This window comes from Bradyrhizobium sp. BR 1432, assembly GCF_051547705.1.
Taxonomy (GTDB): domain Bacteria; phylum Pseudomonadota; class Alphaproteobacteria; order Rhizobiales; family Xanthobacteraceae; genus Bradyrhizobium; species Bradyrhizobium zhanjiangense.
Map to the genome: position 1 here is coordinate 164,440 of NZ_JBPUGF010000004.1, position 24,730 is coordinate 189,169.

Consider the following 24,730-nt stretch of genomic DNA (forward strand, 5'->3'; position numbering starts at 1 on the left):
CAGGACTTTTTTTATGTCCGGTGCCGTGACGGCCGCGGAGCCGCCGAAGGAGATGAAGCTCTACGTCTTCTCGTCGGGGGCGCTCAATCTCGACAAGTCGATCATTCAGAATGGCAGTAGTGGCAAGGTCCAGATCCCGGTCGGCTTCTTTCTGATCCGGCATCCGAAGGGCGACGTGCTGTTCGACTGCGGCAACAACGACCGCATCATCAAGGATCCCGACTATTGGGGCCCGTTCGTGAAGGCGCTTGACCCCGGCCGTTCGCCCGACATCGCCATCGACGCCCAGCTTGCCAAGATCAACGTCAAGCCGTCCGATATCAAATATGTCGTGCTCGGCCATTTCCACGTCGATCACGCCGGCAACATCCAAAAATTCCTGGACTCGACCTTCGTGTTCCAGCGTGACGAGATCAGGAACGCGTTCTGGCCGGCGCCTGGCTACGCGACCTTCTTCATCTCGGACGACTTCGCCATGCTGCGCAACAGCGTCGGCGGCGGCATGCCGGCCAAGTACAAGACCATCGAGCTCGACGGCGATCTCGATCTGTTCGGGGACAACAGCGTCTTCATCCATCGCACCGTGTCGCACACGCCCGGAAGCCAGATCCTGGTGGTGCGGTTGCCGAAGACCGGAACAGTGGTGCTGACCAGCGACGCCATCTATCTCCAGGAGAATCTGGATAAGAACATCCTGCCGAGCATCGGCAGCGTCTATGATCCGGTCGGCATGCTCGATGCCTATGCCTGGGTGAAGCGGGTCCGCGACACCGAGGGCGCCGACATCATCTACGCCCACGATCCCGACGTGTTCAAGGCGCACAAGCACTCGCCCGAATTCTACGAGTGATCGGTCGCGACATCGGGTCATCTCGCGCAAGTCGTTATCCCGGGTCCCTGGGCCCGGATTCCGTTCGGTGCTCCGAGGGAGTACCTGCCAGAGGGGTATCTGAAGTCTCCATGCTTCCGGCTGTCTCTCCGGTCGTTGTCGCCGAGCGCGTGACAAAATGGTACGGGCCGCGGCGCGCTGTCGCCGACGTCTCGTTTTCCATCGCGCCGGGCGAGATCGTCGGACTGCTCGGGCCGAACGGATCCGGCAAGAGCACGATCTTCCGCATGCTTACGGGCTATCTGGTGCCGACGAGCGGGCGCATTGCGGTCGCCGGCCACGACGTGGTTGAGGATTCCATCGGCGTGCGCCGCGCCATCAGCTATGTGCCGGAAGATGCGCCGCTCTACGATCATATGCGGGTCGGCGAATTCCTGCATTTTATGGCGGACTCGAAGGCCTGCACGGGGCGAAGGCGAGGGCCGCGGTCGACGAGGCGGCCGAGCGGCTCGACCTTGCGCGCGTCATGAAGCTGACGGCCGGCAAATTATCGCGCGGCTTCCGCCAGCGTGTCTCGATCGCGCAAGCACTCTTGGGCGATCCAGACGTTCTGGTGCTGGACGAGCCGACCAGCGGGCTCGATCCGCATCAGGTGATCGCCGTACGCGACCTGACCCAGTCGCTGGCCGGACGGCACACCGTGCTCATGGCCTCGCACATCCTGCCCGAGATCGAGAAGATTGCTTCGCGGGTGATGATCCTGCTCGATGGCGTGCTGCTGACATCCGATGCATTGAAGGATGCCGCGCCCGATCTCCGGCTTCGCTTGTCGGCGGATGCGTCGCTCGAATCCATTCGCGCTGCGGCTGGTGCGGTCGCCGGCGTGCGCGACATCGTCGCCGATGCCGATGGAGGTGGGCGCTTTCTCGTTGCGGCGGATCGGCGTCCCGCACTTGCCTCCGACCTCCTGTCCGCGCTGATCGGTGCGCAAATTGCGGTGCGTGAGCTGACCGAGCTGCGGCCCGACCTCGAGCGGGTGTTTCTCGACCTCACCCGCCAGCCGGAGGCGGCCGCATGAGAAGCTTCGCCGTGCTGCTGGGCAAGGAAGCGACGGCGCTGTTCTCTTCGCCGATCGCCTACGTGCTGATGACCGTGTTCCTGCTGATCATGGGCTATAGCTTCACGCTGACGCTGTTCCTCAGCCATCAGCCGAGCATGGTGCACGTCTTTTTCCAGATGTTCGTGCTGTTCATGCTGACCGCGCCGCTGATCACCATGCGCCTGTTCGCGGAGGAGCGGAAGCTCAAGACGCTGGAGGTGCTGCTGACCGCGCCTGTCTCCGAGGTCGCCATCGTGCTTGCGAAATTTCTCGCCGCGATGAGCCTGATTGTGGTCATGCTTGTGCTGTCGGGGGCCTATGCGGCCGCGCTCGCCTGGTTCGGCGATCCGGATTTCGGCCCGATCTACAGCGGCTATTTCGGCCTCTTGCTATTCGGCTCGGCGCTGATCGGCGCGGGGCTGTTGGCCTCGGCGTTGACGGCCAACCAGGTGATCGCGGCGCTGATCTCGCTCAGCGTGTTCCTTCTGCTCTGGATCATCGACAATTTCGGCTGGCTGCTGCCGAGCCCGTTGAACACGCTGGTGGTGAACCTGTCGCTCTCGGTTCATTTCCGTCCCTTTGCCGTCGGCTCGATTTACCTGTCCGACGTGGGCTTCTTCCTCAGCGTCACGCTGCTGACGCTGCTGTTGACGGTCCGCGCGCTGGCGCGGCGGTGAGAGGCAACCGAATGACCGGCCCCGCCAGATCGAACGTCGCGCTGCTCGTCCTGGCGGCCGGAGCGATCATCTGCGGCGCACTCGGCTTTGCCGGACTCGGCGAGACGGCCTCGAACACCTTGCTGTTCATGGCCTGCGTCCTCACCTTGCTCGCACTCTTCATCGTCGCGATCAGGCTGCCGTTGCGCGGCGGCGGTTCGGCCTGGCTCGCGAACACGTCGATCGTGCTTGCCGCCATCGCCGTCGTGATCGGCGCCAACATTGCGCTCTATCGCCATGATTTGCACTTCGACGTCAGCCGCGAAGGGCGCAACACGCCGCCGCAGCAGCTCACCGACGTGATCGCGCAATTGCGCGTCCCGCTGTCCCTGACCTATTTCTACAATGCGGGCGATGCAAATGCAGTCAATGTCAAGGAATTGGTTCAGACCGCCGCGCGCAATCATCCGCTGTTCGCGTTCCGCGCCATCGATCTCGACAAGGAGCCAGGCCTTGCCCGCGATCTCGGCGTTCGTGCCTACAACACGGCGGTGCTCCAGGCCGAGGATCGCAAGGTCCTGGTCGAGAACGTCATTGATCCCGCCCGCATCGGCTATGCGGCGCTGCGGGTGCTGCGCAAGCGGGTGGAGACTGTGTGCTTCGTCACGGGTCACGGCGAGACATTTCGGCCGTTGCCCTCGCATTTCCATTTCAGCCATGTCGAGACGCTGAAGGGGCACGAGACGCCCGGCGCCGGCGACGTGCTGGAGGCGGCGCCGGAAGCGCTCGACCGTCTCCAGCTCGCGTTGAACCAGATCGGTTTCGAGATGCGCGATCTCGTCACGGCGACTGCCTCCAGCATCCCGTCGGACTGCTCGGTCGTCGCCGATGTCGGCCCACGCACCGCCTTTTCCGCTGACGAGGCGGCGCTGCTTGGCGGCTATGTCAGAGGAGGGGGCCGGCTTCTGCTGCTGATTGATCCGCTGTCGGAGGTCAACGGCGATTTCGAGCGCCTGCTGCTGAGGCCTGTCGGCTTGTCGACCGAGGCGGCGATCGTGATCGATCCCCTCAATCATTTCCGCACCGACGCCGACAAGGTCGCGGTCCCCGATTATCCGCCGCATCCGATCACCCGGCGCCTGGCGTTGACCGTGTTTCCGCAAGTCCGGCCGCTCGCGGTGGCGCAGCCGCCAAGCGGCGTAAGCACGATCGTGCTCGCGGCCAGCAGCCAGGACAGCTACCTGCGTTCGCCCAGGACTGTTGCCGCTGCGAGCGATGGGGCGGCAACAGGGACCCGCAGTGCCCAGCCGCTCGCGGTTGCTCTCGAGGGGACCTGGCCGGGCGGCGCGCCAGACAAGCGCTTCCGCATGGTCGTGGCCGGGACAAGCAAGTTCGCGAGCAACGAATATTTCCCCTATGTCTCCAACGGCGAGCTGTCGCTCGCCACGCTACGCTGGCTCGCCGAGGATGATCACTCGCCAAGTGTCGCACCGCAGACCTTCAAGCTGCCGGAGATCGTGTTGACCAGCAGCCAGATGCGCGACACTTTCATTGTGCTGGAAGTGCTGTTGCCGCTGAGCACGGCCTTGTTCGGTGTTGCGATGTGGTGGAGGCGGCGGTGAGGGCCGGGGCGGCCAGAGGCGGGACGCCCCGATGGCTGATGCCGCTCCTGGCTGTGGTGCTGGTGGCGCTCCTCGGGCTGCTGGTTCTCAGCGGGGAGTGGCCGGCGCTGCGCAGCAAGGTCGCGTTCGCACCCAAGGGCCTCCTGGCTCTCACGCCGGCCGACGTTCGGAGAGTGGAGATCCGTTCGGATGGTGACAGCGTCGTCCTGCTTCGCAGGGAAGGCGCATGGGCGATCGAGGGGCTGGATGGCACCATGCCGGCTGAGCTCAGGACGCATCTCGAGACGGCGCTGCGGCTCGCCGCGGTAAGCGAGCCGGCGCGCGAAATCCCCGCCGGCGAGCTCAGCCCGGCAAGCTTCGCGGGCTTCGGTCTGGACCCACCCGCAACCGTCGCGGTCATCGAGGCGGTCGACGGTACGGCGACGTCGGTGAATGTGGGCGCGCTGAATCCGGCGAATACGTCGCACTATGTCCGGGTCAGCGGCCGCCCCGCCGTATACCTGATGCCGCGCCATGTCGGCGAGGAGTGGCGCGTCACCTTCGACATGATACGCCGCCTGCGCGGTCCGGCCGGCGCCGATGCGGCGAGCCGCGGCAAGAGCCTGTTGCTGCCGGTATCGATGGCGCAGGTCTGGGCGCTCGAGATCGTCTTCGCCGGCAAGCTCACCCGTTTCGAGCGCGATGCCGGTGGCAATTGGTTCCGCCATCTCGGTCAGCACAATCATGCCGCCGGTAATGTCGTCCATGTCGCCGATCCCGAGCAGGCCCGCATCATCGATGCAGCGCTGCGTGCGTTCGATGCCGCTGCGGTCGAGACGCGGATTGGCGCTGCCGATCCGTCGCAATTGGGGCGGTACGGTCTCGATCTGCCGAGCCTGATCGTTCTGGTCTTCGCGCGCGACGCGCCCGCGCCGCTCGCAAGGCTCGAATTCGGCGCCTCCGCCGACAGTCTCGATCGTTACGCGCGGCTCGCGCCCGAGGGCGCCGTGGTCACGGTGGCCGAGTTCGAGATGCGCCGGTTGACGGAGCTGCTGCGCGCGGTCGGAGCCGGATCATGATGCGGCCGCGCCTGGCGCTGCTCGGCATGATTCTGCTCGGCATCGGCATGCCGGCGTGGGCACACCAGGTCAATCTGTCGACCGCACGTGTGGCACTGACCGCCGCTCGCGCCGTGACCATCGAGGTGGCACTCAAAGGTAGCGACGTCGACCGGCTTGTCGGTACAAAGGTCTATGACGCGAAGCAAGATGCGGTCGATCCGGCCGCGGTCGACGTGGCCGCGGCATCGATCCTGACCTATGTGCGATCACATCTCGCGGTAACCGGCGCCGGCGGCACGGCGTGCTTGGCCGGGACTGCCGCGATCCTGGCGGACGGCGACGGCATCATCTATCGCAACAGTTTCGACTGTGCCGCCGTGGCCGGTGACATCGTCTATCGCTCCACCGTGCTGACCGAGAGGGATCCCACCGCGCGTCAGGTGGTGCTGGTCGCGCAGAATGGGACGGAGGCGCAGGCGCTGCTCAATTCTGGCAATTCCACGGTCACGCTGTCCGCTCCCGCGCCGCCGCTGTGGTCGACGATGCAGCGCTATCTCCTCACCGGGATCGAGCACATTTTTCTCGGTTACGATCACGTCGCCTTCCTGATCGCCGTCGTGCTGTGGGCGCGCCGGCTCATTCCCGTCATCAAAATCGTCACCGCCTTCACCATTGCCCATTCGCTCACGCTGTCCCTGGCCGCGCTGGACGTCCTCGTCATTCCGAACCGGATCGTGGAGCCGGCGATCGCCGCCTCGATCCTGTTCGTTGCCGTGGAGAATTTCTTTTCGCGCGACATCGACAAGCGCTGGCGCGTGACCTTTCTGTTCGGGCTGATCCACGGCTTTGGTTTCGCCGGTGCGCTTCAGGAGATCGGGCTGCCGCCGAACGCGGTGGTGCCGGCGCTCGCCGCCTTCAACATTGGCGTCGAGATCGGGCAGGTCGCGATCGTTTCGATCGTGCTGCCGCTGCTTGGCCTGCTCGATCGGCTGTTTGCAGCCGACCGGACGAAGCCAGTGCGGGCTGCGAGGCTGGTCTATGCTGTCTCCGCGGCAATCAGCCTGCTCGGCGGCTACTGGCTGCTGACGCGTGTCTTCGAGGCGTGATCCGCGCTACTGCTTCTGCAGCAGCTTGAGCCGGCAGCGTAGCGCTTCACGGATGTGTGCACGCGCAAGCTGCTCGGCCCTGTCGCCGTCGCGCGCGGCGATGGCCTCGATGATGGCCCGATGTTCGCCGTGGCTGGTTGAAGGACGGCCGGTCACCGTAAAGGTGGTCGGGCCGAGCAGGGCGATCCAGTCCTGCAATTCCCGCGAAGCGTTGTCGAGATAGCGGTTGCGCGCGGCGCGGCAGATGGCTTCGTGGAAGGCGCGATTGAGCCTCGCCATCTCGGCCGCGTCGGTCTCCGATATCTCGACAAAGGCTTGCTCGATATCGCGGAGCGCGTCGATCTCCGTGGCGGAGGCGTGTGCGGCGGCAAGGCGCGCAGCGGCGCCTTCCATGATCTCACGCATGGCGTAGAGCTCGAGCACCTCTGATATGTCGAGGTTGCGCACGATCAGCCCGCGGCCGCCGGCCGGCTCGACGAAGCCGCGCGCCGCGAGCCGGCCCAAGGCTTCGCGAACCGGGGTGCGGCTGACCTTCAGCCGCTGCGCGACCTCTTCCTCGCGCAGGCGGTCGCCGGCGCGGTAGCTGCCGGCCTGAAGCGCCTCGCAGAGCGAGCGGAACACGGCTTCGCCGAGCGCGACACCGCCGCCGCGCGCAATCGTTCCGCCTGTCTTTGCCGGACGTCTGGCCATTGTTCCTCAATGCGCATCCGGCCCATGCGAAGACGCCGCTTGCGTCGTCTATGTATATCTTTGTATACAAAAGTACGCAACGGCGGCTCTGGCTGGGCATGGCCGCTGACGGACAGAATGTCTCTAATCTCGCGTGCCAGCAGGCAGACGGTATGGGCAGCAAGTACGATGTGCTGGTGATCGGCGGCGGCAATGCCGCTCTGTGCGCGGCGATCGCCGCGCGGCGCGGTGGGGCGTCGGTGCTGGTGCTCGAGGGTGCGCCAAAGTTCTATCGCGGCGGCAATACCCGCCACACCCGCAACATGCGCTGCGCCCATGACGCCGCCACGGAAATCCTGACCGGCCCCTACACCGAGGAGGAGTTCTGGGAGGACCTGCTGCGTGTCACCGGCGGGCAGACCGACGAGGTGCTCGCCCGTCACATGATCCGGGAGTCCAAGGACATTTTGAACTGGATCGTGGAGCAGGGCGTGCGCTGGCAGCCGTCGCTCGGCGGCACGCTGAGCCTCGGCCGCACCAACTCGTTCTTTCTCGGCGGCGGCCGCGCGATGCTGAATGCGCTCTATCTCACCGCCGAGCAGCTGGGCGTGGAGGTCGAGTACGATGCCGAAGTCATCGACCTCGTGATCGAGGACGGCATGTTCCTCGCCGCGCGCCTCAAGCGGCCGATCAACGGCAAGACCGAGATCCGCGCCACCTCGCTGGTCGCGGCGGCCGGCGGGTTCGAGGCCAACATCGAATGGCTGAAGCAATATTGGGGCGAGGCCGCCGACAATTTCCTGATCCGGGGCACGCCCTACAACCGCGGCTCGATCCTGAAGATGCTGCTCGACAAAGGCGTGCAGGAGGTCGGCGATCCCACCCAGTGCCATGCGGTTGCGATCGACGCCCGCGCGCCGAAATTCGACGGCGGCATCATCACTCGCCACGACTCCGTCGTGTTCGGCATCGTCGTCAACAAGCATGCGCAGCGCTTCTATGACGAAGGCGAGGACATCTGGCCGAAGCGCTACGCGATCTGGGGCCGGCTGGTCGCGGCGCAGCCCGACCAGATCGCCTATATCATCTTCGACTCGACCGTGGTCACGAGCTTCATGCCGACGCTGTTTCCGCCGATCGCCGGGCAGACCGTGGCGGAGCTCGCCGGCAAGCTGGAGCTCGATCCGGCGGCGCTGGAGAACACCATCACCGAGTTCAATGCCGCGGTGCAGCCCGGCACCTTCGATCACACCATCCTGGACGATTGCCGCACCGAGGGCATCACGCCGCCGAAGACGCACTGGGCGCGCAAAATCGAGACGCTGCCTTATCTCGCCTATCCGGTCCGGCCCGGCATCACCTTCACCTATCTCGGCACGCGCGTGAACAAGGAGGCGCGCATGCTGATGGCTGACGGCAAGCTGTCGGCCAACATGTTCGCGGCCGGCGAGATCATGGCCGGCAACGTGCTCGGCAAGGGCTATGCCGCCGGCATGGGCATGACCATCGGCAGCGTGTTCGGGCGGATCGCGGGGCGCGAAGCGGCACGCCATGCGAAGAACTAGAATGACAAAAGGCCAGGGAGACACCATGTCACGCATTGCCATCGCTTCGATCACGGCTCTGCTGATCGCCGGCCATGCCCGCGCCGCGGAGCCGATCACCCTGCGCGACATGGGTTCGTTCCATGTCGGTGGGCGTCTCGCCGAGATCTCCGGCAAGCCGGTGAAGGAGGTCGTGTTCACGCCCGGCGGCGTGCCGGCCAAGGTCGATCCCAACGGCACCTATCAGGTCGAGCAGATGTATGTGCAATACTTCCTGCCGGCAAACGAGAAGGGGGCCTATCCGCTGCTGATGTGGCACGGCGGCGGGCTGACCGGCGTCACCTACGAGACCACGCCTGACGGACGCGAAGGCTGGCTGAATTATTTTCTGCGCAAGGGGTGGGCGGTCTATAATTCCGACGCGGTGGAGCGCGGGCGCGCAGGCTGGGCGCAATACCCCGACATCTTCAAGGGCGAGCCGGTCTTCCTCACCACGGCCAATCCGTTCGAGCGTTTCCGCATCGGCGATGGGCCAAACTCCTACGACCCCGATCCCGCCAAGCGAAAGCTGTTGCCGGGCAGCCAGTTTCCGGTCGAGGGCTACGACAATTTCGTCAAGCAGAACGTCCCGCGCTGGACCACGACTGACGATGCGGCCATCGCCGCCTATATCGCCGAGATCGATCGCGTCGGTCCCTCGGTGATCCTATTCCACAGCCAGGCCGGCAGCTTCGGCTTCAAGGTCGCGCAAGCCCGGCCTGACAAGGTCAAGGCGCTGATTGCGATCGAGCCGGCCGGCATCGGCGATCCCGCCAAGGCGGATGTGCTGAAGAACATTCCGACCCTCATCATCTATGGCGACTATATCGAGCGCGATTCGCGCTGGCCCAAGATCCGCGCCAACGGCATCGCCTTTGCAGACGCCATCAAGGCGGCCGGCGGCAGCGTCGACGTCGTCGATCTCCCGCAGGCGGGCATCAAGGGCAATTCGCATATGGTGATGATGGACAAGAACAACCTCGAGGTCGCAGGCCTGATCCAGAAATGGCTCGAAGCAAAGGGCCTGACGAAGTAAAGCCATGCACGGAACCAGAATTTTGGACGAAGCCAACCGTCTGATGACGGTCTGCAATTCCTGCCGCTACTGCGAGGGCCTGTGCGCGGTGTTTCCGGCCATGGAGATGCGCCGCGCCTTCTCCGACGGCGATCTCAACTATCTCGCCAATCTCTGCCATGCCTGTGGCGCCTGCTATGTCGACTGCCAGTTCTCGCCGCCGCACGAATTCAACGTCAACGTTCCGAAGACGCTGGCAATTGCGCGCGCCGAGTCCTACGCGGCCTATGCCTGGCCGCGGGCGCTATCCGGCACATTTGCGCGGAACGGCCTCGTCATCAGCATCATCGCCGCGCTCAGCATGGCCGCCTTCATCCTCGGCTTCGCCGCCTTGAACGACCGCAGCGTACTGTTCGGCGTGCACACCGGCCCCGGCGCGTTCTACAGACTGATGCCGCACAATGCGATGGCCGCGCTGTTCAGCGCCGCCTTCCTTTATGCGATCCTCGCTCTCGTGCTGAGCGTGCGCGCCTTCTGGCGCGACATCGGTCCGCCGATTGGCGGCCGCGCCGACGCCGGTTCGATCTTTCAGGCGATCCGCGATGCCGGCGAGCTGCGCTATCTCCATGGCGGCGGCGTGGGCTGCTACAATGAAGACGACAAGCCGACCGATCGGCGCAAGCTCTATCACCACTTGACCTTCTATGGCTTCCTGCTGTGCTTTGCCGCGACCTCGGTTGCCACGCTGTATCACTATCTGCTCGGCCGCGAGGCGCCGTATCCGTGGTGGGACCTGCCGGTCGTGCTGGGCACGCTCGGCGGCATCGGCCTGATCATCGGGCCGATCGGCCTGTTCTGGGCCAGGATGCGGCGCGATCCGGCGTTGCTCGACGAGAGTCGCTACGGCATGGATGTCGGCTTCATCGCCATGCTGTTCCTGACCGGCATCACAGGCATGGCACTTCTGCTCCTGCGCGAGACCTCTGCGATGGGGCCGTTGCTGGCGCTGCATCTCGGCGCGGTGTTCGCGCTGTTCATCACCATGCCCTATGGCAAGTTCGTGCACGGCATCTATCGCTTCGCGGCGCTGGTACGTTACGCGCAGGAGCGGCGGACCGCGGCCTGACCGTTACCCCGGCTGAAAGCGGCCCTCGCGCAGGAAGGCGATCGTCTGTTCGATTGCGACTGCGTGGCGCGGAAGCCCGGTATGGGAAGCAGAGGTCCGCGCGATGCCATGAAGCAAAACCACTCCCGGGCAGCGCGCCTCGCCTGTTGGGGGGCCCCGTGCATCTCTCGTTACGCCACCTCGCGCTCCGGTGCCGACGCCTGCTCGCGGGCCATCGTCGTTGCCGTGACGTAGTCGGTCTTGCCGGTGCCGAGCAGCGGCACCTTGTCGACCACCATGATCGCCGCTGGAACGGTCAGCTCGGACGCGCCGATCGCCTTGGCCTGGCCCTGCATCGCGCTGCGCTCGGCGTTCTTCTCCGTCGTCAGCAGCACGATGCGCTCGCCCTTGCGCTGGTCGGGGATCGACACGGCGACCGATGCGGCCTGCGGCCACAGCGTCGTCGCGATGCTCTCGACCGCCGACAGCGAGACCATTTCGCCCGCGATCTTGGCAAAGCGCTTGGCGCGGCCCTTGATGGTGATGAAGCCGGCCGCGTCGATCGACACGATGTCGCCGGTGTCGTGCCAGCCCTCGGCGAGCGGCTCGAGCACGCCGGGATTTTCGGCCCGCAAATATCCGAGCATCACGTTCGGTCCGCGCACCGAGAGGCGACCGCCGTCCTCGATGCCGGGGACCGGATCGAGCCGGCTTTCCATCAGCGGCGACAGGCGGCCGACGGTGCCGGGGCGGTTCGCCATCGGCGTGTTCATCGCCAGCACCGGCGCCGTCTCGGTAACGCCATAGCCTTCGAGGATGCGGATGCCGTAGCGCTCCATGAACACCTGGCGCGTCCGATCCTTGACCGCTTCGGCGCCGGCGATGACAAGGCGCAGCGTGCGGAAGTCGTAGGCATGCGCCGAGCGCGCATAGCCGGTGAGGAACGTGTCGGTGCCGAACAGGATCGTGGCGCCGGTCTGATAGATCAGCTCGGGCACGATCCGGTAATGCAGCGGCGAGGGGTACATGTAGATCGGAATGCCCGCCAGCAGCGGCATCATCATTCCGCCGGTCAACCCGAAGGAGTGGAACACCGGCAGCACGTTGAACACCTTGTCATTGGCATTGGCGTCGACCCGCGCCAGCGCCTGCGCCGCGTTGGCGAGGATGTTGCGATGAGACAGCACCACGCCCTTGGGCGTGCCTTCCGAGCCCGACGTGAACAGCACGACGGCCGGATCATTCGCCTGGCGGGTGACGCGCGGCGCGGTGCCGGCGAGCAGGCCCTTGATCTTGTCGGCGGCACTGATCGAGGCGCGGATGTCCTCGAGATAGACGACGCGGGCTTCAGTGGAGATCGCCGCCATCAGCTTGTCGAGCTTGCCCTTCTCGATGAAGGCCTTCGAGGTCAGCACCGTCTTGACCTGCGCAGCCTGCATGGCGGCGAGGACGTTGACCGGGCCGGCGGAGAAGTTGAGCATCGCTGGCACCCGGCCGATGTTTTGCAGCGCCATGAAGACGACGGCGACGCCCGCGGAATTCGGCAACAGCACGCCGACATTCTCGCCGACCGAGGTGCCGGCTTCGAGCTTGCTGCTCAGGACCTGCGCGCCGAGGATCAGCTTGCGGTAGGTCAGCTTGGTACCGAGCGCGTCCTCGATGATGACCTTGCCGGTGTCGCGGTCGCGATAGGCGTGCCCGAGGGCTTCGAACAGGGTGTGATCGAGCATGGCATTCTTGACGAGGGCGTCGATCATGACGTCCTGGAGCGCGGCGCCGGCGGCATTGCGGCGCGCCTTGCCCTTCAGCAATGGGTCGACCGGCAGCTTGACCGGCGGCAGGATGGTGACCGTCACCCGCGGGAACCAGGAGCGCTTGATCTGGCTGCTGTTGAGATAGCTGAGATGCGAGCGCTGCGCGCCTTCGATGCGGACCGGCACGACCACGGCGTCGGCCTTGTCCGCGATCATCGCGGTGCCGTCATAGACCTTCATCAGCGAGCCGGAGACGGTGATGCGGCCTTCCGGGAAGATCACGACCGGCTCGCCGGCGGCGACGAGCTTGATCAGGTCGCGCGCGGCCAGCGGCTTGGTCGGATCCATGGTGTAGTGCTTCACCACGCGCAGGAACGGCCTGGCCCACCAGGCCTTCGAGATGCCGGTATCAACCGCGAAGCTGGCGTCGATCGGCAGCACGGCATGCAGCAGCGGGCCGTCGATCAGGCTGACATGGTTGGGCGCGATCAGCATGCGGGTGCCTGATGGCGGCAGGTTCTCGAGCCCGCGCACCTCGGTGCGGAATAGCGCGCGGAACAGCAGTCCGCCGAAGTCGCGCACACCTTCCTTGCCCCACTTCGTCAGGACAAACCACACCGCGCCGAAGCTCGCGACGCCGAGGCCGAAGAAGATCCAGCCGACATGCAATCCGCCCGCCTGCAGCAGCGCGACGAACAGCGAGCCGACCACCATGAACGCGGCCTGCAGCACATTGCCGGCGGCGATGATGCGGGCGCGCTCGGATGGAGCCGACCAGGCTTGAACAGCCGCAAATGAGGGAACGACAAACAAGCCACCGCCGAATGCAAAGGCGACGAAGTCGATCATCATGCGCAGGCCCGCGAACGAGGTCGCGAAACCGGCCGCGGTGATGTCCTGGCCCTTGGTGGTCACGCCGATGGCCCAAGCGAGATCGAGGCCAGAACATCCCATGATGATGGCGCCGATCGGCACCAGCGCGAGGTTCGGGCGAACGTGGCTGAGGCTGGCGGCGAACAGCGAGCCGATGGCGATGCCGATCGCGAAGATCGCAAGACACAGCGTCACCACGCCTTCGGTGCCACCCACGACGTCCTTCACCAGCGCCGGCAGCAGCGACAGCACGATGGCGCCGACCAGCCAGAACCAGGAGACGATCACGGTGCCGTCCCACAGCCGGTGGTCGGCGTGCAGCGTTTTGAGGAGGCTGAGCGTCGAGGTCCAGGGATTGGCTGTGACGGGCAGTTCGGGCGCAGACGGCGTGGTCGCGGGAATGCGGGAGGCGAAGGCCCAGGACAACAGGGCCAGCACGACCACGGCCGATGCGACCCAGCCCATATGCGCGGAGCCGGCCACGAACTGGCCGCCGGCGACGGTGCCGAGCAGGATAGCCATGAAGGTCGCGCCTTCGACCAGCGCGTTGCCGGTCGCGAGTTCGCCGAGCTCGAGCTGGTCCGGCAGCATGGAATATTTCACCGGGCCGAACAGGGCGGCGATGATGCCGAACAGCGCGAGCGCTGCGAACAGCAGCGGCACCGAATGCAGGAAGAAGCCGGCGGCAGCAAAGCAGGCGGCGAAGATCTCGGCGAATTTGAGCCGCCTTGCGACGACGGACTTGACGTATTTGTCGGCGAGCTGGCCGCCGAGCCCGGACAGGATGAAATAAGGGAAGATGAAGACGGCGCCTGCCACCGTCACTAGCGCATCGCCGTGACCGGTCGCGGCACTGTAAAGCAGGATGATGACGAGTGCGTTCTTGAGCACGTTGTCATTGAGCGCCGAGAAGAATTGCGCCCAGAACAGCGGCGCGAAGCGGCGTGACGACATCAATTCCCTGATCATGACTAGTCCTGTTTTGAAAAAGGCAGCCTGAGGTTCGTTACGTTGTCTGTGAAGCGTCACGACCGGAAGGTATGGGACGAACGATTGCAGGGTGACGACGGTTGCCAGCCTGCTTTGTCCCCTCGATCCCTCCGATCCTGTTGGTCTCCAAGTGGTCTTGTTAGGTTCGCAAATATCTGATCGCGGCCAGGTTCGGCCGGAAACGCCTTGTCGGGATATCGGCCCAGCGGTGAGGAAAAGCTGAACCGCATTGTCTAGCGCCGCGGTGTCGGTTGCGAATGTCGGGACATGGTGAGTCCTTTGTTGCAACCGGATATTGCATTCGAACCGATCGAAACGTGCCGGCTGCGCCCGTCTCAGGTGAGATGGGCGAGGTGGCGAAAGGGCGAGAGGCGGCCGAGCAGGCTGAACCGGCGGCCCTCGTGACGCGCACGAGCACGGCTCTTCCGCCACATCCGGAAGGTCGCGCGCCGCTCGGTGAGCACGCCGGCGATGTCGCAGGCATTTGCGATGCGATCGATCGGGGCCATGGCGAACCGCAGCAGGGCCCGGCCAAAGCCGGTCACGAGAGCTGCGGCGTCATCGAGGAAGGTGGCGGCGATATCAACAGCGAGGGTTTGCATTTTGCAGGTCTCCGGGTTAATTTGAACAATGTTCACATGAGTAGCTTGAAAATGAACAATGTTCAAGAAGAATCGCTGCGCGGGCGAAAAAAAAATCGGCGACGGCTTCAGATCGTGGAGATCGCCCGCGGCATCATTTCCGGTAAGGGGCTGAGATCATTGAAGGTTCGGGATGTCGCGGAGGCTGCCGGCTGCTCGGTCGGCAGCGTCTATAACGAGTTCGGCGACTTCGATGGGGTGATCCTGACCGTCAATCGGGAGACGGTTCAGGCGCTCACGGCGCGGCTGCGCGGAGTTCCCACCGAGGATCCCGTTCGCCAGCTCTATGGGCTTGCCGCGACCTATCTCGACTTCTTTGCCGAGCACGCCAATCTGCTGCGCTCGCTGTTCGAGCATCGGATGGAGGACGATCGTCCTTATCCCGACGACATCCTTCAGATGGTCATGGACGCCTTCGCGCTGATGCATCCACCGCTGGTGCGGCTATTGCCGGATGCGGATGACGTGAAGATCGCGCTGTTGTCGCGCACGCTGTTTTCCGCCGTGCATGGAATCATCTCGCTCGGCCTCGAGGAGCGCATGGTGGCCGTGCCGCCGCAGATGCTGCGCCAGCAGATCGAACAATTTGTTGACGCCCATCTCGCCGGCCTCGGCATTTTGCCTCGGCGGTGACGGGGCGGGCAGCGTCAAGCGCGCGCAGCTTCGCGTGGCCGGGCTGACACGACGACGACATCCGGTCTCCCGCCGTCGACCTGAACCCGGTTACGTCCCTTTTCCTTGGCGCGATAGCAGGCTGCATCCGCACGCCGCATCGCGTCCTCGAGCGTGGTGTTGCGATCGGCGATGCAGGCAACGCCGATGCTGGCGGTCACCGCAAAGCAACGGTCGTCCCAGGCGAAATTGAACAGTTCGAACGATCGGCGCAGCCGTTCGGCGATATCGACGGCTTTCGAGGGCGGGCACCGCGGCAGGATCAGGCCGAATTCGTCACCGCCGAGCCGGGCCACCTGATCATGCGCATGCCGGTCCTGTTGCAGGAGGCGCGAGATCTGGCAGAGCAGGCGGTCGCCGGCGAGATGACCGCAGCTGTCGTTGACGCTCTTGAACTGGTCGAGGTCGATCAGGATCAGGCCGAGCGAACCCGCCGCACTATTGTCCAGCTCGCTTTGCAGACGCGCCTCGAAGGCGCGGCGGTTGGACAGGCCGGTCAGCCAGTCGTGCGACGCCTGCCAGGCCAAGCGCTCCTTCTCGGCGTGCAAGGCATCCTCGAATGCCTGTCGCTGCAGCACCAATCGCCGCGTATGCCAGATCAGGAGCAGGATCAGCGTCGCGGCGGTGACGATGTTGATGCAAGTCAGCGTCAGCTTGATGGCACGGGAGCCTTCACCGAGGACAGTGGAGAACCGCTTGGCGTGCACCGTGAATTGGGTGTTGAGATCCGAGAGGCGCGACGACAGGAATTGCAGGCGGTCGTCGTCTTGAATGGGGCCGTTCTCGAGCTCGGACCGGATCACCTCGCCGAACACGCTGAGCTCCAGCAGCATCGGATCGGTGGCAGCCCATTCGCGGATCGCTTCCTGGAGGAAACTGACGCGATTGAAGTAGCGAAACAGCCAGATCAGTCCCGGAACGTCATCGGGATGGTTGCCGCCTTGCAGGAAGCCGATGCGGGCGACGTCGACGTCGACCGGATCGCGCTCGAGCGCCCAGCGCGCGAATTCGTCGCCAATGGGAACGGCGAGCGCGGCCCGGTATTGCGCGAACTGGCTTGCCTCGCCCGAATGCAGGTAGCGATGGAGGAAATAGACGGCGTTCTTCTGCGAGCGCGACCACAACGCTTCGCCCGCAACATAGGCGCGGACCGATGACATCACCTCGAGGCTGAATCCCGCGATCGCCGCCTGGAGCAGGACGACCATCACGAAAGGCGAGACGAGCTTGATGACGTGAAGGAAACTGTGTCCCTTCGTCGACGTCGCTGTTCTGCGAAACACCCTGCGTTCCCCAAATCGATCAACGATCCCAGCGGAGCGTTGGCCTACAACGCGAAGTAGAGCAGAATGTTGCTTAACTCGACCTGAAAACGCGAGCGACTGCGCCGCAGGGTGAAGGCGCTGTGAAGTGGGTGCGCGCAGATCGCTTCAAATACTGGTCAATCGGAACTGGCGCGGCATCGGCGAACCAATGCTTCGCATTCATCGTGCGCCGTTTACCGATCGAGAGAGGAGTCCGGTGCGCTGCTAGAGCATGATCCGGAAAAGTGTGCAGCGGTTTTGCGAAAAGATCATGCTCAAACAATAACCTAAAGCGCGATGACAATTCATCCTGATCTTATCGCGCTCTAGACCAGCACCGGCTTGCGCACGCGGCCGGCATCGCCGAACACACGCAGGTAACGCTCGATCTCCGAGGGCAGGCCGGTCGCTTTCTCCGGATTGTCGGAGAGCTTGACGGCCGGCTGGCCGTCGACCGACGACACCTTGCAGACCAGCGAGATGGGATCGAGATTGAACGAGCCGTCCGGCGCGCAGCCGACGAAGTCGTTGGTGAGGTTGGTGCCCCAGCCGAACGAGAGCCGCACACGGCCGGCGAAGTGGTGATAGGTCTCCTCGATCGAGCCGACGTCCATCGCGTCGGAGAAGACGAGCAGCTTGTCCTTGGGATTGCGGCCCTTCTTCTTCCACCAGGCGACGATCTCCTCGCCGGCCTGGATCGGCGGCGCGCTGTCGGGGCGGAAGCCGGTCCAGTCGGCGACCCATTCCGGCGCATCGCGCAGGAAGGCTTTCGTGCCGAAGGCGTCGGGCAGTGCGATCAGGAGATTGCCGCCATAGGTCTGGCGCCACTGGTCGAGGATGCGATACGGCGCCCAGCGCAATTCCTCGTCGTCCCTGGCGAGCGCGGCCGCGACCATCGGCAGCTCATGCGCGTTGGTGCCGATGGCTTCGAGATCGTTGTCCATCGCGAGCAGAACGTTGGAGGTACCGATGAAGGACGAGCCGAGGCCTTCCTTCACCGCCTCTACGCACCAGCGCTGCCAGAGGAAGCCGTGGCGGCGGCGGGTGCCGAAGTCGGACAGCCGCAAATTCTCCAGCTTGCGCAGCCGCTCCACCTTGGTCCACAGCTTGGCCTTGGCGCGGGCGTAGAGCACGTCGAGCTCGAAGCGGCCGCGGTCCTTCATTGCTGCGCGCGAGCGCAGCTCGTTGAGGATCGCAAGTGCCGGAATCTCCCACATGGTGGTGTGGGTCCAGGGGCCGTGGAAATGCAGCTCGTACTGGCCTTCGACCTTACGCAGCTCGTATTCGGGCAAGCGGAATTCGGCCAGCCAGCGGATGAAGTCCGCCGAGAACATGTGGGTCTTGCCGTAGAAGGTGTTACCGGCAAGCCAGATCAGCTCCTTCTTGGAGAAACGGATGGTGCGGGCATGGTCGAGCTGGGCGCGCAGCTCGCCCTCGTCGATGATCTCGGCGAGGCGCACATGGCGCGAGCGGTTGATGACCGAGAAGGTCACCTGCTGATCCGGGTAATCCTCCCGAATCATCTGTAACATCAACAGCTTGTAGAAATCGGTATCAAGCAGGCTGCGGATGATGGGATCCAGCCGCCAGCTGTGATTGTAGGTTCGGCTCGCAATGTCGGTCACGGTCATGGGCGGATTTTAGCGTGGCTCCCTCTGCGCAACCAGTGGGTTTGGTGGGAATCAGGTTTTCGCAGGCCGCGGACCGTCGCTCAGGCGGCGGCCGTCGCCGCGACAGTCTCGAGTTGATTCCTGATCCAGCGATGGGCCGGATCCTTCTGGTAGCGCTGGTGCCAGACCATGAACATCGGCAGCTCGGCCAGTGTCTGTGTGCGCGAGGCCAGCGGAATTCGCACGTGGGCGAAGCCCAGCATGACGCCAGGCGCCAGCAGGCTCGGCATGCTCGCGAGCATCTGCGAGCCGCGCAGGAACGATGGCACGCCAGAGAAGCTCGGCACGGAGATGGCGATATCGCGGTGGAAGCCATTCGCTGCCAGGCGACGGTCGAAGTCGAGCCGCTCGTTGTCGGTGTAGACGACCGTGATGTGGCGCGCGGCAAGATAGGCGCTACGGCCGCTTGGCGCGGCACGCGCTTTGGCGTCGTAATAGCAGACGTAATGATCTCTCAGTAGCCGCTTCTGCACGATGTCGACGCCGGCGGGCGGCAACGGCGTGATCAGCAGATCGCAGCGGTTTTCGCGCAGCATCGCAGGCGAGGGCGACTGCGAGGGGATCACGCGCAGGTTGAAGCTCTTCACTTGCGCGGCGACATGATCGAAGAACCGTGGCAGCAGCAGGTCGCGCTGGAAGTCATTGGCGGCGATCGTTAGCGATAGCTGGGCCTGCGCCGGCGCGAAAGCGACGCCGCCGGCGAAGCTGCGCATCTCGTCGATCAGCGCGCGCGCCTTCGCCGCGAGGGCCTGGGCGTGCGCCGTGGCGACGATGCCGCGGCCGGACTTGGCGAACAGCGGGTCGCCCGCGATCCGCCGCAGCTTGTTCAGGGCGTGGCTGACGGCGGATTGCGTCAGGCCGAGCCGCGTGGCGGCCGCCGTCACCGAGCCTTCTTCCAGCACGGCGAGGAACAGCTCGAGCGCGTGGCCGTCGAGAGCCAAATGATCGATTTCTTTCATGCAATATATTATAATCGATCTATTTATCTGTGGAATAGACCGGCTCATGATCTCCCGATAAGCCGCGCCCCGGACCCCGGGCGCCAAGGGAGATACAACGCCGATGAATGCCCAGGCTCCATTCGCAGCCTTGCAGGATCCCCGCCTCAACCGCCCCGAGCCGTTCACGCCCCGCGACGGCGGCTTCTTCCAGCGCGACCGTTCGATCCATCCGCCGGCGCATGCGCCCGGCTACAAGTCCTCGGTGCTGCGTTCGCCGCGCCAGGCGCTGCTGTCGCTGGAGAACTCGGTCTCGGAGATCACGGGGCCGGTGTTCGGCCACAACGATCTCGGGCCGCTCGACAATGATTTGATCCGCAACTACGCCAAGGACGGCGATCCCGTCGGCGAACGCATCATCGTCCACGGCCGTGTGCTGGACGAGACCGGCCGCGGCGTGCCGAACACGCTGGTCGAGTTCTGGCAGGCCAATGCCGGAGGCCGCTACCGGCACAAGAAGGACACCTATCTGGCGCCGATCGATCCCAATTTCGGCGGCTGCGGCCGCGCGCTGACCGACGACACCGGCTACTACTATTTCCGCACGGTGAAGCCCGGGCCCTATCCCTGGCGCAACTACGTCAACAGCTGGCGCCCCGCCCACATCCACTTCTCGGTGTTCGGCTCCGGCTTTGCGCAGCGGCTGATCACGCAGATGTATTTCGAGGGTGATCCCTTGATCCCGGTCTGCCCGATCCTGACGACGATCCCGGACAAGGACGCGCTCGACCGCCTCATCGCGCCGCTCGATCTCAACGCCTCCACGCCCTTCGACTCGCTCGCCTACCGCTTCGACATCGTGCTGCGCGGCCAGCGCTCCACTTATTTCGAAAATCGCTCCGAAGGAAACTGAGCCATGCCGCAGCCGCTCAACTACCTCAAGGAAACCGCCTCGCAAACCGCCGGTCCCTACGTTCATATCGGTCTGATCCCGGCAATGGCCGGCTTCGACATCTTCGAGAAGAACTTTTCGAATGTCCTGGTGACGCCGAACACCAAGGGCGAACGCATCACGCTGGAAGGCAGGGTCCTCGATGGTACCGGCACGCCGCTGCGCGACGTGCTGCTGGAGATCTGGCAGGCCAATGCCGCCGGCCGCTACAACCATCCGGCCGACCGCTCGGCGGGTGCGCTGGAGCAGGAATTTCGTGGTTGGGGCCGCGCCGGCTCCGACTTCGACAGCGGCCTCGTCACCTTCGAAACGATCAAGCCCGGTGCCATCATCGACAAGGCGGGCCGCAAATGCGCGCCGCATGTCAATGTCTGGATCGTCGCGCGCGGCATCAACATCGGCTTGAACACGCGGCTCTATTTCTCGGATGAAGAGGCCGCCAATGCCGCCGACCCCGTGCTCAACCTGGTCGAGCCGCCGGTGCGCCGCAAGACGCTGGTCGCCACGCGCAGCGAACGTGCCGGCAAGGTCGTGTATGCCTTCACGATCAATTTGCAGGGGCCGGAGGAGACGGTGTTCTTCGACGTGTGACGGGCGGCCGTCCTGGGATCACTCCACCGGGTCGCCCCGATTGATCGATCCGCGCGTGAGGAATTGCGGTGGCTGCCGCAGCTCGCGCGGCCGGTCGGCGGGATCGCGCCCCACTTTTGGTTTCAGCTCTGCCAAATCAATGAATACGTCGGTCTGTCGGCGCAGGTCGTCGGCGACCATGGGCGGCTGAGTGGAGAGCGTGGAGACGACCGTCACGCGAACACCGCGGCGTTGCAGGGCTTCCACCAGCGAACGAAAATCCCCGTCGCCCGAGAACAACACGATCTGATCGACGTGCTCGGCGAGCTCCATCGCTCTTACGGCGAGGTCGACATCCATGCTGCCCTTCACCTTGCGGCGGCCGGTGGTGGCGTCGACGTACTCCTTGGTGAGCTTGGTGACGACGGTGTATCCGTTATAGTCGAGCCAATCGATCAACGGGCGGATTGACGAAAACTCCTGATCCTCGATGACGGTCGTGTAGTAAAAGGCGCGCAACAGTGCGCCTCGGCTTTGAAATTCGCCGAGCAACCGCCTGAAATCGATGTCGAAGCCGAGCGCCTTGGAGGTGGCATAGAGATTGGAGCCATCGATAAAGAGTGCGATCTTCTCGAGAGAAGACATTGTGCACAAATCTCCAGTTCCGCAAAAAAGCCGGAAAACACTGAAGGCGCCGATGGCTTGCTGAAAAGGCGGCGCAGACGACCAGACAGGGGTGGCCGTCTTGCGCCAAGGTCAGGGAGGTTCCATGCCACCAGCGCCAGGGCGCCGAATGCAGCCACGCTAAAGCGCGCGCATGCCCCACTCAATTGTACTGAGGTAAAGGGCCTATATACGAAGGTAAGTGGCTGCGAAGACGCTGGATTGAGGAGGTCGGCTCAAACCACGGGCTGCGACCAAAGTCTATCATGCGAAGCGCGTTGATCGGGAACCAAAGCGCTGGCGAATGCTTCCTCCAACATATCCTCGTTGAGAGGTGGGTCATGAGCAGGTTGCAAGAGCGCGAAACTGTCCCTGACGTCTACAATCTGTTTCTCGCCGCTGTACTCTTCATATCCCCGTGGCTGTTCAAGCTGACGATCAGCCAAGGCAAGATCGACCTCTGGGTAACGAGCGCGATCATCGGCATCCTGTCGCTGGCTGCCATCATCGCCTATCGGGATTGGGAGGAGTGGCTCAACGTTCTGATGGGCATTTGGCTCATCGTGTCGCCCTGGTTGCTTGGCTTCCCGCACACACGCGCGATGCACCTCAGCATCGGCTTCGGTATCGTCATTGTGCTTCTGGCGCTGCTCGATCTCTTCCTCCATTACGACAAGAGGCATCCCGAGGAAGAGCCGATCCATGGCAGGCAGGAAAGCGCGCGCGAGTAGAATGCGACGCTTGGAAGTTTGGTATCCGGGGCCTCAGCTTTCACTGCCATGGAGCTGCGCGCGGAAGGCACGCGGCGACAGCCCGGTGGCAGCGGCATAAACCCGGCTGAAATAGGCGGGATCCTCGAAGCCGAGCGCATAGGCGATCGTCGAGACCGGCAGGTTGGTGTAGACGAGGTTGCGCCTCGCCTCGCGGATCAGCCGGTTGAGGATCAGATGCGAGGCGGTGTCGCCGGTCGCCGCCCGCGTGATCCGGTTGAGATGCGTCGGCGTCACCGACAGCGCATTGGCATAATCGGCGACGCTCCAGCGCTCCAGATGATGCTGCTCCAGCAGCGCCTCGAAGCGGCGGAACAATCCGCTTTCCGCTGAACCGTTGCCGCCGCTCTCGCTCGTGAGCGCGCGCGCCACGAGCCCGATCATGGCCGACGACAATGCGCGCAGCACATGCGCGCGACCGAAATCGCGGGCGGCGTGTTCGGCGAAGATCTGCTTCATGGTGGCGCGGATCTGAGGCGTGCCGCGCACCACGCCCGATTGCGACAGGGCTCCGCGCAGACCTTCGGCCGCGAGCAGCGCCTCGTCCAGGATCTCCGCGGCGATGGTCAGCACCCATCCTTGGGTATCGGGCACGAAGCGGAAGCCGTGGACGTGTCCGACCGGAACGTTGACGATCTGCATCGGCCTCAAGGGTACCACGCGTCCGTCCAGCGTTGCCTCGCCGCCACCGCGCTCGATCAGGAGCACCTGGTGCAACCGGGCGTGGCGGTGCACGGCCAGTGTCCAGTCGTGCAGCACCGAGCGGGAGGCGATGGTCTCGCAATGCACGACGTCGGGCAGGTCACCGGACTCGCCAAAGAGATTGTAAACCCGGATCGCCGGGCAGGGGCTGTGCTTCTCATGTTCGAATAGTACAAGACAAAGACGAAACCCTCCATCGGTTTGCGGCTTTGAATTTGCAAAATAGCGCCGACGGGAGGACGCAAAAATGAAAGTTCAGGTCTGTATCATCGGCGGCGGGCCATCCGGGCTGCTGTTGTCCCAGCTGCTGCATCTGAAGGGCATCGATACCGTCGTGCTGGAGAAATACAGCCGCGACCACGTGCTGGCCCGGATCCGCGCCGGCGTGCTCGAGCACGGTTTTGCAAAACTGATGCGCGAGGCGCAATGCGGCGAGCGGATGGACCGCGAGGGCGAGATCCATCGGGGGTTCGAGATCGCCCATGACGGCATGCTCTCCCAGATCGACCTGCACAAGCATTCCGGCGGCAATTCCGTGCTGGTCTACGGCCAGACCGAGCTGACGCGCGACCTCTACGAAGCGCGCGACCGGCTCGGCGGCAAGGTCGTGCACAATGCCGAGGACGTGACGCCGCGCGATCTGACGTCGGACCGTCCCTACGTGACCTATCGTTCGAACGGCGAGACCGTTCGCATCGATTGCGACTACATCGTCGGCGCCGACGGCTTTCACGGCGTCAGCCGCAAGTCGATCCCGAAAGACGTGCTGCGCGAATACGAGAAGGTCTATCCGTTCGGCTGGTTAGGAGTGCTGTCGCGCACGAAACCGGTATCGCCCGAGCTGATCTATGTGAAGCACGAGCGCGGCTTCGCGCTCTGTTCGCTGCGCTCGCAGGTGCTGAGCCGCTACTACATCCAGGTGCCCTTGACCGACAAGGTGGAAGACTGGAGCGACGATGCGTTCTGGGCCGAGCTGAAGCGGCGCCTGCCGGTAGAGGTCGCCGGCCGCCTGATCACCGGTCCGTCGATCGAGAAGAGTATCGCGCCCTTGCGCAGTTTCGTCGCCGAGCCGATGAGCTATGGCCGCCTATTCCTCGCCGGCGACGCCGCCCACATCGTGCCGCCGACCGGCGCGCGCGGACTGAACAGCGCCGCCTCCGACATCGATCATCTCTACCACGCCATGCTCGCGCACTATCAGCACGGCGACGATTCCGGCCTCAAGGGCTATTCCGCCAAGGCGCTGGCGCGGATATGGAAGGCGCAACGCTTCTCCTGGTGGATGACGATGCTGCTGCACCGCTTCCCCGACCGGCTCGAATACGAGGATCGGCTTCAGCAGACGGAGCTGGACTATCTGCTCTCGTCGGAGACCGCGCAGCGCCTGCTCGCGGAGAATTATGTGGGGCTGCCGTTTTAGGCAGGGGCGCGTCTAGCGCGGACGTCTTCCCTTCTCCCCTTGTGGGAGAAGGTGGCATAGGCGGCCTTCGGCCGCCGTTCTTAAGAA

General features: G+C 64.4%; 22 protein-coding genes and 2 pseudogenes. 15 read left to right on the forward strand and 9 right to left on the reverse strand.

The genetic code is table 11. The features are described 5' to 3' along the window. The first annotated feature begins 13 nt into the window (after nt 1–13). The 7 genes from ACSKB8_RS41790 to ACSKB8_RS41820 all read left to right on the forward strand — a co-directional run bounded on the left by ACSKB8_RS41790 (nt 14) and on the right by ACSKB8_RS41820 (nt 6,352). Nucleotides 14–850: an N-acyl homoserine lactonase family protein gene (locus tag ACSKB8_RS41790; protein ID WP_438111158.1), complete on the forward strand. Its 837-nt coding sequence runs from the start codon at nt 14–16 to the stop codon at nt 848–850. A gap of 110 nt (nt 851–960) precedes the next feature. Further along, nucleotides 961–1,359 (forward strand): ATP-binding cassette domain-containing protein, encoded by a 399-nt coding sequence (locus ACSKB8_RS41795; protein WP_438111160.1) that lies wholly within the window; start codon nt 961–963, stop codon nt 1,357–1,359. Then, complete coding sequence (locus tag ACSKB8_RS41800) at nt 1,356–1,907, forward strand: ATP-binding cassette domain-containing protein (protein WP_438111162.1); 552 nt, start codon at nt 1,356–1,358, stop codon at nt 1,905–1,907. The genes ACSKB8_RS41795 and ACSKB8_RS41800 overlap by 4 nt, the downstream gene beginning before the upstream one ends. Beyond that, nucleotides 1,904–2,605, forward strand: coding sequence for an ABC transporter permease (locus tag ACSKB8_RS41805; RefSeq protein ID WP_438111164.1), 702 nt, complete (start codon nt 1,904–1,906; stop codon nt 2,603–2,605). Before ACSKB8_RS41800 ends, ACSKB8_RS41805 begins: the two co-directional genes overlap by 4 nt. A gap of 11 nt (nt 2,606–2,616) precedes the next feature. Beyond that, the gene (locus tag ACSKB8_RS41810) at nt 2,617–4,206 is read left to right on the forward strand and encodes a Gldg family protein (protein ID WP_438111166.1); all 1,590 of its coding nucleotides are present in this window, start codon (nt 2,617–2,619) and stop codon (nt 4,204–4,206) included. Nucleotides 4,207–4,244: 38 nt separating this feature from the next. Further along, nucleotides 4,245–5,264 carry a DUF4340 domain-containing protein gene (locus ACSKB8_RS41815; protein WP_438111168.1) on the forward strand — a complete coding sequence of 340 codons (1,020 nt, stop codon included), beginning with the start codon at nt 4,245–4,247 and terminating at the stop codon, nt 5,262–5,264. Beyond that, nucleotides 5,261–6,352: a HupE/UreJ family protein gene (locus ACSKB8_RS41820; RefSeq protein WP_438111170.1), complete on the forward strand. Its 1,092-nt coding sequence runs from the start codon at nt 5,261–5,263 to the stop codon at nt 6,350–6,352. The genes ACSKB8_RS41815 and ACSKB8_RS41820 overlap by 4 nt, the downstream gene beginning before the upstream one ends. Nucleotides 6,353–6,358: 6 nt before the next feature. Here ACSKB8_RS41820 and ACSKB8_RS41825 read toward each other — a convergent pair whose 3' ends face one another. Further along, a complete protein-coding gene (locus ACSKB8_RS41825; RefSeq protein WP_370988114.1) occupies nt 6,359–7,042 on the reverse strand; it encodes a GntR family transcriptional regulator in 684 nt (227 codons plus the stop codon). Between the two features lie 152 nt (nt 7,043–7,194). On the opposite strand from ACSKB8_RS41825, the gene tcuA reads away from it, so the two are divergent. Genes tcuA through tcuB form a run of 3 tightly spaced genes read left to right on the forward strand, consistent with a single transcriptional unit; the run spans nt 7,195 to nt 10,745 of the window. Next, the gene (gene tcuA / locus ACSKB8_RS41830; protein WP_438111781.1) at nt 7,195–8,586 is read left to right on the forward strand and encodes an FAD-dependent tricarballylate dehydrogenase TcuA; all 1,392 of its coding nucleotides are present in this window, start codon (nt 7,195–7,197) and stop codon (nt 8,584–8,586) included. 25 nt (nt 8,587–8,611) lie between these two features. Next, nucleotides 8,612–9,640, forward strand: a complete 1,029-nt coding sequence (locus ACSKB8_RS41835; RefSeq protein WP_438111172.1) for an esterase — start codon at nt 8,612–8,614, stop codon at nt 9,638–9,640. Between the two features lie 4 nt (nt 9,641–9,644). After that, entirely contained in the window at nt 9,645–10,745 is a 1,101-nt protein-coding gene (gene tcuB, locus ACSKB8_RS41840) for a tricarballylate utilization 4Fe-4S protein TcuB (RefSeq protein WP_438111173.1), read from the forward strand. Nucleotides 10,746–10,748: 3 nt separating this feature from the next. On the opposite strand, the pseudogene ACSKB8_RS41845 reads toward tcuB, so the two are convergent. From ACSKB8_RS41845 to ACSKB8_RS41855, 3 genes and pseudogenes are all read right to left on the reverse strand, one after another. Beyond that, nucleotides 10,749–10,835 (reverse strand): annotated as a pseudogene (locus ACSKB8_RS41845) (alpha/beta hydrolase); the annotation flags it as partial. Between the two features lie 80 nt (nt 10,836–10,915). Next, nucleotides 10,916–14,320 (reverse strand): acyl-[ACP]--phospholipid O-acyltransferase, encoded by a 3,405-nt coding sequence (locus ACSKB8_RS41850; RefSeq protein WP_438111175.1) that lies wholly within the window; start codon nt 14,318–14,320, stop codon nt 10,916–10,918. A 356-nt stretch (nt 14,321–14,676) separates the two neighbouring features. Next, nucleotides 14,677–14,943, reverse strand: a complete 267-nt coding sequence (locus ACSKB8_RS41855; protein WP_164940883.1) for a hypothetical protein — start codon at nt 14,941–14,943, stop codon at nt 14,677–14,679. A gap of 51 nt (nt 14,944–14,994) precedes the next feature. On the opposite strand from ACSKB8_RS41855, the gene ACSKB8_RS41860 reads away from it, so the two are divergent. Then, entirely contained in the window at nt 14,995–15,615 is a 621-nt protein-coding gene (locus ACSKB8_RS41860; protein WP_438111177.1) for a TetR/AcrR family transcriptional regulator, read from the forward strand. A 14-nt stretch (nt 15,616–15,629) separates the two neighbouring features. On the opposite strand, the gene ACSKB8_RS41865 is transcribed toward ACSKB8_RS41860, so the two are convergent. From ACSKB8_RS41865 to ACSKB8_RS41875, 3 genes are all read right to left on the reverse strand, one after another. After that, nucleotides 15,630–16,937: a GGDEF domain-containing protein gene (locus ACSKB8_RS41865; protein ID WP_438111179.1), complete on the reverse strand. Its 1,308-nt coding sequence runs from the start codon at nt 16,935–16,937 to the stop codon at nt 15,630–15,632. Nucleotides 16,938–17,284: 347 nt separating this feature from the next. Then, the gene (gene pncB, locus ACSKB8_RS41870; RefSeq protein ID WP_128935797.1) at nt 17,285–18,589 is read right to left on the reverse strand and encodes a nicotinate phosphoribosyltransferase; all 1,305 of its coding nucleotides are present in this window, start codon (nt 18,587–18,589) and stop codon (nt 17,285–17,287) included. Nucleotides 18,590–18,669: 80 nt separating this feature from the next. Further along, entirely contained in the window at nt 18,670–19,587 is a 918-nt protein-coding gene (locus tag ACSKB8_RS41875; protein ID WP_438111181.1) for a LysR family transcriptional regulator, read from the reverse strand. A 103-nt stretch (nt 19,588–19,690) separates the two neighbouring features. Between ACSKB8_RS41875 and pcaH the strand changes: the two genes are divergently transcribed. Together pcaH and pcaG are read left to right on the forward strand one after the other, a co-directional pair. Next, the gene (gene pcaH, locus ACSKB8_RS41880) at nt 19,691–20,479 is read left to right on the forward strand and encodes a protocatechuate 3,4-dioxygenase subunit beta (RefSeq protein WP_438111183.1); all 789 of its coding nucleotides are present in this window, start codon (nt 19,691–19,693) and stop codon (nt 20,477–20,479) included. 3 nt (nt 20,480–20,482) lie between these two features. Further along, nucleotides 20,483–21,109, forward strand: a complete 627-nt coding sequence (gene pcaG / locus ACSKB8_RS41885; RefSeq protein WP_438111185.1) for a protocatechuate 3,4-dioxygenase subunit alpha — start codon at nt 20,483–20,485, stop codon at nt 21,107–21,109. An 18-nt stretch (nt 21,110–21,127) separates the two neighbouring features. Here pcaG and ACSKB8_RS41890 read toward each other — a convergent pair whose 3' ends face one another. Further along, complete coding sequence (locus tag ACSKB8_RS41890) at nt 21,128–21,733, reverse strand: LabA-like NYN domain-containing protein (protein WP_438111187.1); 606 nt, start codon at nt 21,731–21,733, stop codon at nt 21,128–21,130. Between the two features lie 359 nt (nt 21,734–22,092). Between ACSKB8_RS41890 and ACSKB8_RS41895 the strand changes: the two genes are divergently transcribed. After that, the gene (locus ACSKB8_RS41895; RefSeq protein ID WP_091884380.1) at nt 22,093–22,482 is read left to right on the forward strand and encodes an SPW repeat protein; all 390 of its coding nucleotides are present in this window, start codon (nt 22,093–22,095) and stop codon (nt 22,480–22,482) included. Between the two features lie 33 nt (nt 22,483–22,515). On the opposite strand, the pseudogene ACSKB8_RS41900 reads toward ACSKB8_RS41895, so the two are convergent. Further along, nucleotides 22,516–23,420: pseudogene (locus ACSKB8_RS41900) on the reverse strand (helix-turn-helix domain-containing protein). Nucleotides 23,421–23,470: 50 nt separating this feature from the next. Between ACSKB8_RS41900 and pobA the strand changes: the two are divergent. After that, on the forward strand, nt 23,471–24,643 hold the full coding sequence (gene pobA, locus ACSKB8_RS41905) for a 4-hydroxybenzoate 3-monooxygenase (protein WP_438111189.1): 1,173 nt from the start codon (nt 23,471–23,473) through the stop codon (nt 24,641–24,643). Nucleotides 24,644–24,730: the final 87 nt, after the last annotated feature.